Source organism: Pseudomonas sp. ERMR1:02, from assembly GCF_002277815.1.
GTDB lineage: Bacteria > Pseudomonadota > Gammaproteobacteria > Pseudomonadales > Pseudomonadaceae > Aquipseudomonas.
The window spans coordinates 292730-307986 of sequence record NZ_NKJI01000003.1; the positions used below are offsets into that span (position 1 = coordinate 292730).

At 57.6% G+C, this 15257-nt stretch carries 17 protein-coding genes; 7 read left to right on the forward strand and 10 right to left on the reverse strand.

Annotated features, from left to right (window positions below):
* Positions 1-229 precede the first annotated feature (229 nt).
* Positions 230-1252, reverse strand: a complete 1023-nt coding sequence (locus CES87_RS07435; protein WP_128605614.1) for a transporter — start codon at positions 1250-1252, stop codon at positions 230-232.
* A gap of 274 nt (positions 1253-1526) precedes the next feature.
* Here CES87_RS07435 and CES87_RS07440 point away from each other — a divergent pair, with 274 nt between their 5' ends.
* The gene (locus CES87_RS07440; protein ID WP_128605615.1) at positions 1527-3152 is read left to right on the forward strand and encodes a methyl-accepting chemotaxis protein; all 1626 of its coding nucleotides are present in this window, start codon (positions 1527-1529) and stop codon (positions 3150-3152) included.
* A 207-nt stretch (positions 3153-3359) separates the two neighbouring features.
* Here CES87_RS07440 and CES87_RS07445 read toward each other — a convergent pair whose 3' ends face one another.
* Together CES87_RS07445 and CES87_RS07450 are read right to left on the reverse strand one after the other, a co-directional pair.
* Complete coding sequence (locus tag CES87_RS07445) at positions 3360-3671, reverse strand: PepSY domain-containing protein (protein ID WP_128605616.1); 312 nt, start codon at positions 3669-3671, stop codon at positions 3360-3362.
* A 192-nt stretch (positions 3672-3863) separates the two neighbouring features.
* Entirely contained in the window at positions 3864-4991 is a 1128-nt protein-coding gene (locus CES87_RS07450) for a glycerophosphodiester phosphodiesterase (protein WP_128605617.1), read from the reverse strand.
* Between the two features lie 221 nt (positions 4992-5212).
* Here CES87_RS07450 and CES87_RS07455 point away from each other — a divergent pair, with 221 nt between their 5' ends.
* Complete coding sequence (locus tag CES87_RS07455; protein ID WP_128605618.1) at positions 5213-5539, forward strand: DUF2025 family protein; 327 nt, start codon at positions 5213-5215, stop codon at positions 5537-5539.
* A 142-nt stretch (positions 5540-5681) separates the two neighbouring features.
* On the opposite strand, the gene CES87_RS07460 is transcribed toward CES87_RS07455, so the two are convergent.
* Positions 5682-6005 carry an antibiotic biosynthesis monooxygenase gene (locus tag CES87_RS07460; protein ID WP_128605793.1) on the reverse strand — a complete coding sequence of 108 codons (324 nt, stop codon included), beginning with the start codon at positions 6003-6005 and terminating at the stop codon, positions 5682-5684.
* The gene (locus tag CES87_RS07465) at positions 6002-6709 is read right to left on the reverse strand and encodes a CTP synthase (protein WP_128605619.1); all 708 of its coding nucleotides are present in this window, start codon (positions 6707-6709) and stop codon (positions 6002-6004) included. The genes CES87_RS07460 and CES87_RS07465 overlap by 4 nt, the downstream gene beginning before the upstream one ends.
* A gap of 15 nt (positions 6710-6724) precedes the next feature.
* Between CES87_RS07465 and CES87_RS07470 the strand changes: the two genes are divergently transcribed.
* The gene (locus CES87_RS07470; RefSeq protein ID WP_128605620.1) at positions 6725-7666 is read left to right on the forward strand and encodes a LysR family transcriptional regulator; all 942 of its coding nucleotides are present in this window, start codon (positions 6725-6727) and stop codon (positions 7664-7666) included.
* A gap of 6 nt (positions 7667-7672) precedes the next feature.
* On the opposite strand, the gene CES87_RS07475 is transcribed toward CES87_RS07470, so the two are convergent.
* Positions 7673-8212: a DUF1003 domain-containing protein gene (locus CES87_RS07475; RefSeq protein ID WP_128605621.1), complete on the reverse strand. Its 540-nt coding sequence runs from the start codon at positions 8210-8212 to the stop codon at positions 7673-7675.
* A gap of 125 nt (positions 8213-8337) precedes the next feature.
* Positions 8338-8949: a TetR/AcrR family transcriptional regulator gene (locus CES87_RS07480; protein ID WP_128605622.1), complete on the reverse strand. Its 612-nt coding sequence runs from the start codon at positions 8947-8949 to the stop codon at positions 8338-8340.
* Positions 8950-9166: 217 nt separating this feature from the next.
* On the opposite strand from CES87_RS07480, the gene CES87_RS07485 reads away from it, so the two are divergent.
* Positions 9167-10225 (forward strand): MBL fold metallo-hydrolase, encoded by a 1059-nt coding sequence (locus CES87_RS07485; protein WP_128605623.1) that lies wholly within the window; start codon positions 9167-9169, stop codon positions 10223-10225.
* 126 nt (positions 10226-10351) lie between these two features.
* A complete protein-coding gene (locus tag CES87_RS07490; protein ID WP_128605624.1) occupies positions 10352-11869 on the forward strand; it encodes an amidase family protein in 1518 nt (505 codons plus the stop codon).
* A 150-nt stretch (positions 11870-12019) separates the two neighbouring features.
* Here CES87_RS07490 and CES87_RS07495 read toward each other — a convergent pair whose 3' ends face one another.
* Entirely contained in the window at positions 12020-12337 is a 318-nt protein-coding gene (locus CES87_RS07495; protein ID WP_128605625.1) for a helix-turn-helix transcriptional regulator, read from the reverse strand.
* A gap of 229 nt (positions 12338-12566) precedes the next feature.
* Here CES87_RS07495 and CES87_RS07500 point away from each other — a divergent pair, with 229 nt between their 5' ends.
* Positions 12567-12935 carry a hypothetical protein gene (locus tag CES87_RS07500; protein WP_128605626.1) on the forward strand — a complete coding sequence of 123 codons (369 nt, stop codon included), beginning with the start codon at positions 12567-12569 and terminating at the stop codon, positions 12933-12935.
* A 35-nt stretch (positions 12936-12970) separates the two neighbouring features.
* Complete coding sequence (locus CES87_RS07505; protein WP_128605627.1) at positions 12971-13666, forward strand: hypothetical protein; 696 nt, start codon at positions 12971-12973, stop codon at positions 13664-13666.
* Positions 13667-13696: 30 nt separating this feature from the next.
* On the opposite strand, the gene CES87_RS07510 is transcribed toward CES87_RS07505, so the two are convergent.
* Positions 13697-14665: a hypothetical protein gene (locus tag CES87_RS07510; RefSeq protein WP_128605628.1), complete on the reverse strand. Its 969-nt coding sequence runs from the start codon at positions 14663-14665 to the stop codon at positions 13697-13699.
* A gap of 326 nt (positions 14666-14991) precedes the next feature.
* Positions 14992-15243 carry a pyocin S6 family toxin immunity protein gene (locus CES87_RS07515; RefSeq protein ID WP_128605629.1) on the reverse strand — a complete coding sequence of 84 codons (252 nt, stop codon included), beginning with the start codon at positions 15241-15243 and terminating at the stop codon, positions 14992-14994.
* Positions 15244-15257 lie beyond the last annotated feature (14 nt).

Below are 15257 nucleotides of genomic sequence, written 5' to 3' on the forward strand. Positions count from 1 at the left end.
GGGATGGAGTATCCGTCATGATCATTGCGAAATGTTACAGGTAGGCTGCGTTGGGTCAGGGTTTGGGTTGTTTACTTATCCGTTGATCCGGATGCCCAGAAGAATGATCGTTCCCACGCTCTGCGTGGGAATGCATCCCGTGACGCTCTGCGTCACAGATCCAGAGCGGACGCGGAGCGTCCAGGGCGGCATTCCCACGCGGAGCATGGGAACGATCGGTGAAGGGGCGTCAATAATCCCGCCGTTTACGAAACGCCCAACGCCCGGCAATCACGGTGAACGTCGCCACTAGCGCCACCAGAATCCAGAACCCCTCCGGATCCTGGGAAAGCGGCACCCCACCAACGTTCATGCCGAAAAAACCGGCGATGATGTTGATCGGCAGCGCCAGCACAGTGACCACGGTCAGGGTAAACAACGTGCGGTTGCTCTGTTCGTTGAGGTTGGCGGCGATTTCCTCCTGCAACAGCTTGATGCGTTCACCCAGCGCCGTCAGGTCGTTGATGATCAATGCGAACTCCTCGGTGGATTTACGCAGCTCCTTGACGTCTTCCTTTTGCAGCCATGGCGGCGGGCGGTTGAGCAGCCGCAGCAGTGAGCCCGGCTCCAGCGCCAGCAGACGTTGCAGGCGAACCAGTACTCGGCGATTGGCGCCCAGTTCGGCGCGGTTGGTGGACAGGCGCGAGGAGAGCAATTCGTCTTCGATCTGATCCACGCTCAGGCTGGTCTTGCGCACGATCTGGGTCAGCACTTCACCCTGATCGCGCAGCAGATGCACCAGCAATTCCAGCGGCGAACGAAAGCGCTCGCCAGCCTTCACCGAGGAGCGCAACTTGTCCACGGAGTGCAGCGGTTGCAGGCGCGCACTGATGATCAGCCGGCTGCGCACGCAAACCCACAGCGTCGAGACATCTGACGACACCATGCTGCTGAGGTTGAACACCACATCGTTGACCACTGCCAGCAACGCCGAATCGACATGCTCGATGCGCGTCGACCGCGAACCTTCGTGCAAGGCTTCGAAAAACTCGTCGGGCAATTCCAGATGGCTTTTCATCCAGCGCTCGCACGCCGCATGTGCGAGGTTCAGGTGCAGCCAGAGAAATTCGTCGCTGTCTTGCGGCTGTTGCAGGCATTGCAATGCCCTGGCCGAATCGATCTCACGTCCGCGCTCGCCGGGACGAAAACTGAAACCGTAAAGCAGGCCGAACAGATCCGTGTCGCGATGGCTTTGATCGATGCTGTGGTTCATGAGGGCTCGCAAGGGAAGGCGCCTGTCGCGGGTTTTACAGGTTCAGATGAGCCGCATCATCGCAAGACGTCATGACGTTTTTGTGACGATAAAGTGAACGCACAAGATTGCTATACCGATGGTCGGATTCGCCTCAAGAACCGCTCTGGCCCGCCGATCAAGCTTTAGCTAAGTTGCGCGCCTTCGGCCAAAAGCCAACGCCGCAGACAGGGATGTCCGGACACTTTTCACGCCTTCACCGGGCGTGTCTCATTCCTGCCATGAGTATCTTCCGATGTTTTTGCAAAAGTCCCTGAGAGCGCAAATTCTCGCCCTGTTGAGCGGCAGCCTGTTCGCGATGCTGTTGATCGCCCTGGCCTGTTTTCACTTTCTCTCCAGCGGCGTGCAGAGCTACGCCAACCTGATCGAAGGGCCGTTGCACACTTCGCAATTGATCGATGAAGCCAACCTGCAATTCAAGGTGCAGGTGCAAGAGTGGAAAAACGTTTTGTTGCGCGGCAAGCAACCGGCGGACCTGGACAAATACTGGAAGCAATTCGAAGACCGCCAGCGCGATGTGCAGGGCATCCTCGGTGAACTGGCCGGGCAGAAAGGCATAGAGCCGCAACTCAAGACCCGCATCGAACGTCTGCGCGATGAACATCGCTTGCTGGGCGCCGCTTACCAGAAGGGCCGTGATGCCTACGTGGCGGCTGGCGCCGATCCGACGGCGGGCGACACCGCGGTCAAAGGCGTTGACCGTGCGACCAGCGATCAGATGAGTGAATTGGTCAGCGAGTTGCGCAAGCAGGGCGCTGAACAATCGAAGCTGATCAGCGCCAGTGCCGACCGTACCGTGCTGCTGGGAATCATCGTGATGTTGGCCTCGGGGCTGTTGATTGGCCTGCTGAGCCTGTGGCTGGTCAATCGCAATCTGGTCGAGCCGATTCGCAAACTGATCGAATACGTGGCGCAACTCAGCCAGGGCAAATTTGCCGAACGCGTAGCCAGTACCCGTCAGGATGAACTGGGAAAACTGGCGATGGCTGCCAACACCCTGCGCGATTTCCTCGCCGAAACCTTCAACCGTTTGCAGCGCAGCGCCTCGGATCTGGACAGCGCCAGCGGCGAGTTGAATTCGATTGCGACCCTGATGGCGTCCGGCACCAGCGAGCAGTTCAACCGAACCGATCAGGTGGCCACGGCGATGAACGAAATGTCCGCCACTGCCCAGGAAGTCGCCCGTCATGCGGCCGATGCGGCGCGTGCCGCCGATGATGCTGATCAGTCGGCGCAGCAGGGCGAAAAAGTCATGCAGGGCACCATTCACACCATCACCCAAATGCGCGGCGAAATCGCTAACACCGCCACGGTCATCCGTCAGCTGGAAACCGACAGCGGCCGCATCGGCAAAGTGCTGGAAGTGATCCGCGGCATCGCCGAACAGACCAACCTGCTGGCGCTCAACGCCGCCATCGAAGCGGCCCGCGCCGGTGAAGCGGGACGCGGTTTTGCGGTGGTGGCCGATGAAGTGCGCAGCCTGGCCCAGCGCACGGCCGCATCGATCATCGAGATCAACCAGATTATCCAGACCGTACAGACCGGCGCGGTGAATGCAGCGCAGGCGATTGAAAGCGGTCAGTCGCGCAGCGAAGAAAGTGTCCAGCAAGTGACCGAGGCTGGCGCCATGCTCGAACGCATCACCCTGGCCGTGGAGGCCATTCGCGACATGAACCGCCAGATCGCCACCGCCGCCGAAGAACAGACTTCGGTGGCCGAAGACATCTCGCGCAACCTCACCGAGATCACCAGCATTGCCAGTACCAATATGGATAACGTGCAGCGCACCGAAGCGGCGAGCAACAACTTGCACGGCTTGTCAGGGGAGTTGAACGAGGTCACGGCGCGCTTGAGCGCCTGATGAAAACGGCGGCAACAGCAGGCGGCCCAGTCGCAGATCGCAGCGACTTCGGCTTCGTTGCAGAGCGCAGCCGCGGCGTTGTTGCAGGCGCTGACGGATTCCTCTTCCAGCACCTCGGGGACGCTGGTCAGCACTACAGCCTGATCAATCGTTCAGACGCAAAAAAACCGCACGATCGGAAAATCGTGCGGCTTTTTGCTGTGCGCATCAGTGGTCTTTTTTGTTTTTCAGGACTTCACCGGTGGCGGCATTCAAATCCACGTCCCATTCAACGCCTTGGGCGTCACGCAACTCGACTTCATACTCGTAGAGACTACCCGAGTGGTGGTTGTCCAGGTCGCTGTCGGTGATCGTGGCGCCTGGGTGCAGCTTCAGCACGATCTGGTTTAGCTCTTCCAGCGGCTTGATCTTGCCATCCTTGACCAGTTGCGGGATCTGGTCGACGGGCACATCGGCCTGGGCCAAACCTGCTGTGAGGGTCAGGGTTGCAGCGGCGAACAGGGCAGTCAAAGTCTTCATGGGCTTCCTTGGGAGAGCTGTTTAAGTGGGATCAGATTAGTGGTGGCAACTTAATTCAGCCTTAAATTCCCTTGCCTCTGTCACTGTAGGAGCGAGCCTGCTCGCGATGGACCTGAGAGCACTACGGGGTGTCAGGCTTCCCGCGTCATCGTTGACGACCATCGCGAGCAAGCTCGCTCCTACAGAAGGTGATCAATACCCGTTATTCTTCAACACCTGATCGACACTCGCCACCGCCGGGCGCTTGTAGAACTTCAACAATTCGCTGGCACGGTTGGTGAAAACACCATCAACCCCCGCATCCATGACCTTCTGATAATCCACCGCATCATCGAGGGTATAGACATGCACCAGCAGACCCTGGTCATGGGTGTACTGATTCATCCACGGTTGCACCAGATCCGCATAACTCTGATCACCACCCCGGGTCAGCGCGGCGGACGGGCCGGTGCCGATTGCGCCCTGGGCCTTGGCGTAGTCGACCCAGCGCTGGAATTCGGCTTTGTCCTTGGGTTGCTGTTTAGCGTAGTAAGCGGCTTTGTCCTTCTCGCCAGACTCAGCAAACGTGACCTTCGAATCAGGCTCGATATTGCCTTCGCCAACCCACAGCAACAGGATTTTCGGCACCTGCGGCATTTCCTTTTCCAGCAGTTCGAGGCTGCTCTTCTCGAAGGTTTGCAGGATCACCTTGCCTGGCCCTTGACCGACCGCCAACTCGCTTTTCGACTGTTTCGAATCTGCCGGGCTCAGCCAGCCACGGTCCTGAAGTTTTTCCTTGAGGTCATGCTCGATGCCGGGAAATTGCTTCGCCTCCTTGGTCTCGATGTACAGGCCCGGCTTGTGCAGCGGGTTGCCTTGGGCGATGTCGATGATTTCATCGAGGGTCAGAATTTTCAGGCCCGCGTAGGAAGGACGCGCGCGATCCGGGTAAGCGCTGTTGAACCAGCTCCCGGCATCCAGGGTTTTCAATTCGGCCATGGTGAACGCGGTAGCCGGGCTGTCCTTGCGCTCAGGGAATTTGCTGGCGACGTCGGTGGTGCGTTGCAGGTTGTTATCGTGAAGGGCGAACAGCACGCCATCCTTGCTGCGTTGCAAGTCCATTTCCAGGTAGTCGGCACCGAGGTCGCGCGCCAGTTTATACGCGGCGGCGGTGGATTCCGGTGCATCGAAGGACGCGCCACGGTGGGCGATCACTGCCGGGTGCGGGATGCCCAATCCGGTCGCCAGCGCCTCGGGACCAGTCTCGCTGACGGCTTGCGCTTGGCCAAAGCCGAGCAGGACGCTGAGCAACAAGGCACTTTTGGTAAAGGTGGCAGGCATGGTCGAGATCCTTTCGCGATGGTTTTCAAAGACGTCCCTTTTAACAACTGAGTGTTGCCGGCGCTATCGCGAGACCGACATAAAGGGTTTAAAGCTGATTTTCGTCAGCGCTTTTGTGCGCTTGTTTGCAGTACGCTTGGCCCCGGCAATTACCCCGGCAGAGGGAAAACCATTCGTTGGCCCTGCGTGTAAACCATCGATCACGTTTTGTGAGGTTTACCATGCGCATCACTTCCCAACTCATTTGCCAGGCTGCCGACCAGCTCCAAGGCTTCGTCGGCCTCAATCGCAAGACCGGCCGCTACATCGTCCGCTTCAGCGAAGATTCCTTTGGTATGGACGTTGCCGACGACGGCATCATCCCGGTCAGCGAATTCGTCTGGGTGCCTGGCCCCGAGCAAACCATGACCCTCAAGCGCGACTTGATTCGGTTACTGCTGGATCAGAACATCGACGAGCGGATCAACATCACCGAACCCTTGCGGGTGTACATGAATCGGCGGGATGTGCCGGAGATATCGGCGGTGCGGAGTTTGGTGCGGGGCTGATGGTTTTGGGCTGACTGTTCTGGCCCCTTCGCGGGCAAGCCTCGCTCCTACAGGTTTGATGTCGTACACATATTTTATGATCGACTCAAACCCGTAGGAGCGAGGCTTGCCCGCGAAGAGGTCCGGAACAACACCACATCAACTACAGCTTGAACTCATACGCCCGCTCAACCTTGCACACCCGCGTATGACACTGCGCATACCACGTCGACCGCCCCCGCTCACGAATCTCACTGTGCTCAGGATGATGCTTCCACGCCAGAATCGCCGCCTCACTCGCCCAATACGACACAGTAATCCCCACCCCATCATCGCCCCGCGCCGACTCCACGCCGAGGAACCCCGGTTGTTCGCGCGCCAACTCCACCATCCGCGTGGCTGCTTCGGCGTACCCCTGGTCACCGTCAGTGCGCAGCGAGGTGAAGATCACTGCGTAATACGGCGCGGGCGGCGTATTGGCGATCATGACCGCTGCTCCGCGCACGCTTCGACCAGTGCACGCACCAGTGGCGGCAGGGTGCCCTTGAGCGCAGCGCGTTCGGGCTGGAACAGCGTGGCAACAAAAAATGGATGACCTTTGAGTTCCAGTGCGCGCAAGCCTTGCGCCAAATCTCGGCCGACACAGTGCAGATCGTTCTGGAGCAGCTCCCTTTCGAATTCGGGATTCACACCGTAGTTGCAGCGATAGCCTTCACGAATCTCGGACGTTTCATACGCCTTGGCGATCAACGAACCTTCAAGCAAATGAATCGAATCGACGACCTCCACCAGCGAACACGCCAGTGGCGTGAGCAATGCCCGGGCGGAGTGAGGTGATGTCTCGCCGTGCTCGGCATCCGGCCAGCCGAGCACGTTGCGCGCATATTCCAGCAGCGCGTGTTGAAAACCGCCGCAGGTGCCCAGGAAAGGTCGTTGTTGTTCGCGGGCAAAGCGAATCGCATGCAAAGCACCGTCCATGCTGCGATAAGGGCTGGCGGGCACACACCAGAAACCGTCGTATGCATCGAGCGGCATGTTGGCGCTGATGCTGTCAGTGGCCAACCATTGCCCTTGCACGTTTCGGCCGCTGTGCTCGGCGGCCATGTCGAGGGCCAGCGGGATCGCCTGGTGGGCGGTGACTTGCGGGTCGTAATCGCCGATGAGGGCGATGCGAATGACGGGGTTTTCCATGAGTGACCTCTGCGCTTGTTGATTCTCGACGCCCACTATAGATTGGCGTTCACGCACTCAATATTGGCATTACTCCAAGTGATCAATGCAGCGACGCACTATCGACTGGACTACCCGGACCTGGCTCTGATCCTGGCTTTGGTACGCGGCGGCTCTCTGGCCCGGGCCTCGCAGCTGATGAAAGTGGACGTCTCGACGGTGTTTCGAGCCGTGCGTCGACTGGAAGCCGCGCTGGGCCAGCAGTTGTTTGAAAAAAGCCGCGCCGGATACCTGCCCACCACGTTGGCGCAGTCGTTGGCCGAGCAGGCGGAGCGGGCCGAACAGGCATTGGAAGCGGCGCGCATCGGCGTGGAGCAGGGCGGGGAAGTCATCAGCGGTACCGTACGCCTGACCTGCACCGATTCGGTCCTGCAAGGTTTGCTGTTGCCGGCGCTGGCGCAGTTCATGCCGAACTATCCGGCGCTGACCATCGAACTGAGCACGTCCAACGACTTTGCCAATCTCAGTCGCCGCGATGCCGACATCGCTCTGCGGCTGACCCGCACGCCGCCGGAACATTTGGTGGGTCGACGCCTGGCGGACATTTCTTACCGTGTGTGCGCCAGTGCGGGTTATTTGCAATCGGTCGATGCCGAGGACTTGGCCGCATTGACCTGGATCGCCCCGGATGACTTCCTGCCTGATCACCCGACGGTGGCCTGGCGCCGTCTGGCGTTGCCAGGTGTGATGCCGGGTTATCGCTGCAACAGCATGCTGTCGATCAGCGAACTGGTGCGCGCCGGGTTGGGCGTGGCAGCGTTGCCGGACTTTTTGATCGGTGATCAATTGCAACCGTTGGGTGAGCCGTTGCACGGTTACGACACTGCGCTATGGCTGCTGACCCGCCCGGATTGCCGCGCCTTGCGCTCGGTGGTCACGCTGTTTGACGAGTTGGGACGCGCGCTGAAATTGCCGTGAGACCGTTCAGTCCTTCGGCTGATCCTTGCGCACGAAATGCTGATGCATCTCTGAGGTCAGGCTTTCGATGCGCTCGGTCAGCTCCTTGGTCATTTGTGTCAGGCGGGTGTTTTGCTCAAGCAGCTCCAGCAGTTGCCCAGTGTTCTGCGCCGCTTGCGCCTGACGTTCACTGTTGGCGATCGCCAGCGCTTCGCGGTGCTGCGCATCGGCTTCGGATTGGGCTTTGTCCCGCGCCGCCTGACGGGTTTGGGCCAGCAGAATCAAAGGCGCGGCATAGGCCGACTGCAGACTGAATGCCAGGTTTAGAAGAATGAACGGGTAGACGTCGAAGTGGGTGAAACCGAACAGGTTAAGGCACACCCATATCACCACGATCAGCGTTTGCGCACCGAGAAAGGTCGGCGTGCCGAAGAACCGCGCAAAGGCTTCGGCGCGCAGGGCAAATTTGTCGTTGCCGAAGGTGGGGGCAAGGTGGGCATGAGGACGATGAAAGCGCAGGTGATCAACGGCGGCGGTGGTTTTGGTTTCGCTGGTCGTGCTGGTCATGGTGTTCTCTGAATGGCGCTGGGACTGAGGCTCACTATAGCCCCAGCCACAGTTTCATTCTGAAACACATTGCGCAGTGTGATTTGGAGCTACGGACAGTGGGAATACTTGGTCGAAAATGTCATTTATTGCACTTGGTAGCAGGCCAAAAACATGTCCAGTGCCGACTCAGCCACGGTGCCTTGCATTTCAGGTGACAAGACCGGCTGCCCCATGGAAATCTGTGGCCAGAATGCGAAGGATTTGAGCAGCCCCTGGAGCTGTTGCGCGGCAAAGTCAGGAGCGACCGCTTTCAAACGGCCATCGGCCTGGGCGGCGCGAATCCACACGGTCAGGCCTTCTTCGTGCTCACCCATGCGGGCGACCATGTTCTGTGCGCGTTCAGGGGAATGGATGGTGGTCGCAATCGCCACCCGTGCCAGGTCTAAAAAATTGTCATCGCCGAGCATCTGCAGTTTTGCCTGCAACAAAGGGCGCAACTGGTCGCGCAGCGGCAGATCGGGGCGATAGGGCGTTTCCTGCTCCGCCGTTACCCGCGCCCATAATTGATTGAGGATCTCGGCGAACAACTCTTCCTTGCTGGGGAAATGGTTGTACACCGTGCGCTTGGACACGCCAGCAGTGGCAGCGATTTTGTCCATGCTGGTGATTTCGAAACCGTTGGCACGGAATTCGGCAATCGCCGCCTGAATGATGGCTTCGCGTTTTCGGTCGGTCAGGCGCAGGGGAGCTGTCATAAATACGCTTCGGCAGAGGACTGTTTAAAAATTACACTCGGCAGTTTACTTGTGATCGGCTTTGTTGCAACCTAGAAACTACACTGTGCAGTGTAATGTTTTGTTAATCCTGTGCAGTGAAAATTAAAGTTTGCGGCTAATGCGTGCGTGCCTTGGCCATTTATCGTCCCAAAGCGGAAAATCGTGAAGTGTGCGGTTTTTCTGGAGTCATTCAGTCATGGCCAATTCAACTTCCCCGGCGGATAGCGCTGCCACACCTCAAGCGTCTCGTCAGAAAGAAGGGCAATACCGTAACCATGCGCCGGTGAAACGCGAAGGCTTTCGCAAGACCTTGCGCATCCTGTGGAACGTGATCTTCCACAAACCGCGCGACACCCGCCCGAGCGCACCCGTCCCAGTGCAAGCCCTGACGCAAGCGGCGCTGATTGCCGCGCCAAACCACAGCGTCTATCGCCTCGGCCATTCCACCGTTTTGCTCAAGCTGCGCGACAAATTCTGGATCACCGACCCGGTCTTCGCCAAACGTGCCTCACCCGTGCAGTGGGCCGGCCCCAAGCGGTTTCACCAGCCGCCCATCAGCCTGGACCAATTGCCGCCGATTGAAGCGGTAATCCTGTCCCACGATCACTACGACCACCTGGATTATCAGGCGGTGCTGCAACTCGCCGACAAGACCAAATACTTCCTCACCCCGCTGGGCGTGGGCGACACCCTGATCAAATGGGGCATCGACGCCAGCAAGATCCGGCAACTGGACTGGTGGCAGGACACCGAAGTGGACGGCATCCGCTTCATCGCCACACCGTCACAACACTTTTCCGGCCGCGGACTGTTCGATGGCAACAGCACCCTTTGGGCCTCGTGGGTGATGATCGACGGCGACACGCGCATATTCTTTAGCGGCGACAGCGGTTACTTCGACGGCTTCAAACGCATTGGCGAGCAATACGGCCCCTTCGACCTCACCCTCATGGAAACTGGCGCCTACAACGTCGAGTGGCCGCATGTGCACATGCAACCCGAACAAACCCTGCAAGCCCACCTCGACCTCAAAGGTCGCTGGCTGCTGCCGATCCACAACGGCACCTTCGATTTGTCGATGCACGCCTGGTACGAACCTTTCGACCGCATCCTGGCCCTGGCCTGGGAACGCAGCGTTTCGATTACCACGCCGCAGATGGGCGAGGCATTCAACCTGATGTATCCACAACGGGGTGAGGCCTGGTGGTTGGCAGTTGAACAGCAGGTGTATGAGGACCAACAAAGCGTCGGGTGAGGCGACTACGAACCAGGACGAACATTCTCACGAATGGCTGCGATCTGTGATGACGGATAATTTCGGCCGCTTCTGTAGGCTGAAACCGGGTGAGATCATTCACTCATCAGTCATAAGGATTTTTACATGGACGTAACATTGAACGGCTGCATGAAGCGGCTGGCCGGGATTGCCCTGTTATCGATAGCGGCAAGCGCAGCCAATGCGCAGACTTCCGCGCCTGAGAACAGGTTGGAGTACTTGAGTGTCGATGAAATCAACCAGAGGATGGATCGCGGTCAGCTGAGTTCTGAAACGCTGGTTCGGCACTTGTTACAGCGGATCGACAGGCTGGACAAAAAAGGCCCGGCGATCAACGCCATCATCGAACTCAATCCCGATGCATTGGCCATGGCCGAGGCAATGGACCGAGAACGAAAGGGCGGGTACATCCGAGGGCCTTTGCATGGCATCCCGGTATTGCTCAAAGACAATATCGATACGTCCGATGAAATGCAGACCAGTGCCGGCTCACTCGCCATGGTCGGGCAACCCGCCGCGCAGGACGCCTTTATCGTGCAACGCCTCAGGGCGGCCGGGGCGGTGATTCTCGGTAAAACCAATCTCAGTGAATGGGCATACTTTCGTGATCCAGCCATTCCCAGCGGCTGGAGCGGGCGCGGTGGGCAGACCAAAAATCCGCACGTATTGAGCGGCGATCCCTGCGGTTCCAGTTCAGGTTCCGGTGCAGCCGCCGCTGCAGGTTTTGCTCCCTTGACCGTCGGAACTGAAACCGCTGGCTCGATTATCTGCCCGGCGTCCTTCAACGGCGTGGTGGGTCTCAAACCCACAGTGGGTCTGTTAAGTCGTAGCGGAATCATCCCGGTTACTCACAAACTCGATACACCCGGACCCATGGCACGCACGGTTCGCGACGCGGCACTCTTGTTGAATGCCATGGCGGGTGATGATGCCGCCGATCCAGTTCAAAAACCGCGCGCGCTGACGGGGGTGGACTACACAGTAATGTTGCGACCGGATGCACTGGTCGGCCAGCGTATCGGCTATCCCGCCAAATTTGATACCAGCGCTTCGCCGCTCCAGATCGATCCCCAGTTTTCTAAAGCACTGGAACTCATGCAGGCTGCTGGCGCGACGTTGATCCCCGTGAAACTGAAAGATCCACGTTCGGAACGGGTGGACGACGCGTTTCACATGGGTATCAAACGTGAATTGCCTCGTTACCTTGCAACACGAACCGCAATTCCCGCCCAGACACTGGAAGACCTCTTACTGTTCAATGCCAGTAATGCCGAAGATCATGGCCAAGACACGTTGATAGCGGCCAGCAAAGTTGTCTTCGACGAGCAAACCTACAATCAGCTTTGGCAGAAAATCAAAAGTGAAAACGCCGCTGCCATCGATCAATTACTGGCAACGTATCAGCTGGACGCCCTCGTATCAGACGTCGCTTCGGCTGCGATGAACATCGTACCGCTGTCGGGATACCCCGGCGTCATGGTGCCTTCCGGAATAGACGATGACGGGTTGCCCACATCGGTTTTCTTCTTCGGACCTCGCTGGAGCGACGCCAGGCTTCTGGCCTTGGCGTACGGTTATGAACAAGTGGCCAATGCGCGACGGACGCCAGCGTTCAAGCCATAGTGATCGCCCGGCACAATCAAACCCTGTAGGAGCGAGCCTGCTCGCGATGGACGTTAACGATAACGCGGGCTGCCTGATTGAACGCACTGCCCTCAAGTTCATCGCGAGCATGCTCGCTCCTACAGGGGGCGATGCCCATGACCCATTGCCTCACTCAACCATCGCAAAATCCGTCCGCCCCACCGGATTCGGCGTCGATCCTTTCACATTCATCCCACGCCCCGGCGCAAACCCCGGGAAGAACACCAGCCCCTGCGACTCAAACCGATACGCCAACGCCAATCGCGTGACATCCAGCACCTCACGCTCCGCTTCGAAACGCTGAATGGCATCCACTGACACCCCGGATTCCTCAGACAACTCTTCCACACTCCAACCCAGCATCGCTCGGGCCTGGGCGCAGTGGGCCGGGGTGAATTGGAAAAGGGCGATACGTTCCAGGGTGATTTTCATCGCGTGAGAGGCCATGGTGTTCTCCGGGCTCGAGAGTGTTGGTCAAAATATACTGTGTTTTTGTACAGTTGTTCTTCGTGCGAATCAAATGCATTTTTTGGTTTTCCCTGTTGCACCCTGTCCAACCGGACGGACGGTGCCCGCTTAACGGCTCAGGATAAAAATCGATTTTTGAGTTGGTGGAGATGGTTTTCTTCCACAACAATCAAGCTTCGCGCTACCTAACGGCTTGCAGGAGGGAGATATGCCGATCGCTGAAAGTGACTGGAAGAAATTCAAGGAGCTGTGCAGGATTGCGCTCGACCGTTTTTGTCAGGGCGTTCTTGCCGATGCAAAGGCGATTGCTCAGCACGGGGCGCTGTCTGCTCATGCGCGTTATGGAATGCTCTACGGCTTAATACAGGATCGAAACAAGGACATGTACCAAGCTTTCGACGCGAACAGCCAATCCCGTTCCAGTGCTATCAGAGGATTGGCCTTGATGGTCATGCATGACTTGCTGACCGAGGCGGAACTAGCGGTTCTCAGTGAAGAGGCGCGCGATTCCATCTCGTATGTTGTTCGCCAGCCTTATGAGCTTGAATGGGTTGATGAGATCGTGCGGCAGGACTGACAATCACACTGACCATCCCACCACCAGAGAATCGGATGCTGATCTTCAACTGCAGCGAAGCCGCCAGTAACTTCTTCAGCCGTGTGCACAAAGGCAAAAAAATCACTCCGGTGGAGAAACCGCCATCGCCCGTTATCGAGGACGATGAGGCGAGTGAATTCGCTGAACAGTGGCTGGTTCACGCCACCACGGTGCAGCGCAAACATGTGTTGTACGTCATCCATGTGCAAACCCGTTATTGCATGATTTTCGCGGACGCGAAAAAGGCCGATGTCGAAGGTTTCGTTCGACGCTTTGCCGACCGTTGGGTGGAGGGGCTAATCCGGCATGCCGGGAACCACGACATTCTTCGCTGGGTTGATCCCGAGCTGATGATGGAACGTTTCCAGGAGGGTTGCCGCGAGTACGTCTTTTACAAACGTGGCCATCGTGGTGCGCAAAAACATATCAATGAAATCGCCTGGGTTTTCGAAGATTGCGCCGCTGAATGGGGGACCTTGCCTTCGGATGAATTTTCAGCCGGACGTTTCGATGGCGATATGAATGACACACCCCGAAGCAGCAAAGGCCGCAAGGACTATTACTACCCCGATGAGGAAATGGTCGCTCACTGGTTGCGTCGATACGCTGGCCTTGATGAGTCCGGCATTCAAGCCGCACTTAAACGGCGTATGGAAGTGAAACGGGAAATATGGGCGTTCGAAGATCAACTCAGACGCCAAGAGCAATGAGCGATTGAAATAACGCTGGGAGCCGGTCTCCTAACCCTCCAATCCCGGCGCCTCCCGCACAATAAAGTGATCCAGATTCTCAATATTGGCACTGAACACCCCGAACGTCTGCTCGGGGTTTTTTTTGCTCGGCACCTGCTTCAACTCAGGCTGAACACCATAAAAAAAGCAATACAACTCCCGCCCACTCTCGATGGCATGCTTGATCTCTTCCAAAAACGCCTTGCGCTTGCGGTAGGTGTCGATCAGCTTCTTGCTCAGGTAAACATTGACTGAATACGGCTTCTTCTCGAACCAGACCTTCTTCTCGAAATCGATACGAAAACTCTGGGTGTAGTCTTTGATCTCCTTGATCCTGCCCCAATAAATCAGCCCCTTGTTGTCCTGCAGATACTCGATCCTCTTGAAAAACGCCCCGTAGGTTGCCGCGTGCTCACCGATCTTCAGCGGCATGCGCTTTAGCAACTCCTTGTCCTCGAAATTCGAGACAAAACACTCCACCGGATGGGCGAAAATTCGAGTCTTGTCCGGTGTCGATTCCTGGGCCGGATGCTCGACGTTACTGTCCACTAAAGTCGTTATCGCCTCATCCCTCGCAACGTCCGCCACCACCGCCGGGCTGCGTGGCTTGCGCACATACTGACGTCGGGCCAGCAACAACTCCGACGGAAAATGCTCCTCACGACCGCCGTCCGCTTCCGCCCCATCCACTTCCACACCCGATGCCGGCGCCTTCAGGCTCACATAAGGACAACCCTCTACATGCCGCGTACTCGGCAAATTCTTGAAATGCGGCGTGCGCACGTAATTCACATTCTTGGCATTGAACGTCCCCAACCCATTTGCCACATCGAACGCCAAACGACAGGCATCGTTGGGGCACTGGAAGTGCTCCCGGGCGGAATCGAACGCCATGGTCTCGTCGAAATTGAGATCGCGCACGTCATAGATCGACAGCTTTTCGTCGAGGCTGAGGCAGTAGGCGAGGTCGAATTTCATGGCGGGGGGCGGGTCCGTGAGGGGGAAGGGTATTAATAGCGGGAGGCGGGGCGGGTTGCACTCACTGTTTTCAACACACCGCGAATCGATGGCAACCCACCAAACCTGTGGGAGCGAGCTTGCTCGCGATTCTCAAACTCACCGCAGCCATCAAGCCGACCACCAACCTGTGGCGAGGGAGCTTGCTCCCGCTGGGCTGCGAAGCGGCCCCAAAAACAGAAAACGTGGTACATCAGGTAAATCGTATTTCGCACTAATCGGAAACGATTAATAAACGAAAACCCCGATCAGGTGACCGGTCGGGGTTTTTGTTTGTGCTGGATTTTTTAGGCGCCTGCGCGTGCTCCGATGAAGTATTCCAGACCATCTGGGAAATCAATTTTTAGCAAATCTGCAACCTGTCTGACCTGATGTTCAGTAAGTTCCAGTTCTCCGGGCTCCAATTCTTCGAGGGTTTTTGATTCAGTCAGTTGAGCCAGAGCCTGGTTGAGTTCGTAATCCTTAACAGCCAGTTCGAACTGCAATGAATCGTCCTGCTTCTCATCGGGGTAAAAGCCAGTTATTACGAGGTGCCGCATGCTGTAATCCCTCA

Coding starts and splice junctions, on each gene's coding strand:
- CES87_RS07450 (WP_128605617.1), bottom strand. CDS start 4,991: ATGCCTGCCACCTTTACCAAAAGTGCCTTGTTGCTCAGCGTCCTGCTC.
- CES87_RS07495 (WP_128605625.1), bottom strand. CDS start 12,337: ATGGCCTCTCACGCGATGAAAATCACCCTGGAACGTATCGCCCTTTTC.
- CES87_RS07485 (WP_128605623.1), top strand. CDS start 9,167: ATGGCCAATTCAACTTCCCCGGCGGATAGCGCTGCCACACCTCAAGCG.
- CES87_RS07440 (WP_128605615.1), top strand. CDS start 1,527: ATGTTTTTGCAAAAGTCCCTGAGAGCGCAAATTCTCGCCCTGTTGAGC.
- CES87_RS07445 (WP_128605616.1), bottom strand. CDS start 3,671: ATGAAGACTTTGACTGCCCTGTTCGCCGCTGCAACCCTGACCCTCACA.
- CES87_RS07515 (WP_128605629.1), bottom strand. CDS start 15,243: ATGCGGCACCTCGTAATAACTGGCTTTTACCCCGATGAGAAGCAGGAC.
- CES87_RS07460 (WP_128605793.1), bottom strand. CDS start 6,005: ATGATCGCCAATACGCCGCCCGCGCCGTATTACGCAGTGATCTTCACC.
- CES87_RS07475 (WP_128605621.1), bottom strand. CDS start 8,212: ATGACCAGCACGACCAGCGAAACCAAAACCACCGCCGCCGTTGATCAC.
- CES87_RS07505 (WP_128605627.1), top strand. CDS start 12,971: ATGCTGATCTTCAACTGCAGCGAAGCCGCCAGTAACTTCTTCAGCCGT.
- CES87_RS07490 (WP_128605624.1), top strand. CDS start 10,352: ATGGACGTAACATTGAACGGCTGCATGAAGCGGCTGGCCGGGATTGCC.
- CES87_RS07510 (WP_128605628.1), bottom strand. CDS start 14,665: ATGAAATTCGACCTCGCCTACTGCCTCAGCCTCGACGAAAAGCTGTCG.
- CES87_RS07465 (WP_128605619.1), bottom strand. CDS start 6,709: ATGGAAAACCCCGTCATTCGCATCGCCCTCATCGGCGATTACGACCCG.
- CES87_RS07500 (WP_128605626.1), top strand. CDS start 12,567: ATGCCGATCGCTGAAAGTGACTGGAAGAAATTCAAGGAGCTGTGCAGG.
- CES87_RS07480 (WP_128605622.1), bottom strand. CDS start 8,949: ATGACAGCTCCCCTGCGCCTGACCGACCGAAAACGCGAAGCCATCATT.
- CES87_RS07435 (WP_128605614.1), bottom strand. CDS start 1,252: ATGAACCACAGCATCGATCAAAGCCATCGCGACACGGATCTGTTCGGC.
- CES87_RS07455 (WP_128605618.1), top strand. CDS start 5,213: ATGCGCATCACTTCCCAACTCATTTGCCAGGCTGCCGACCAGCTCCAA.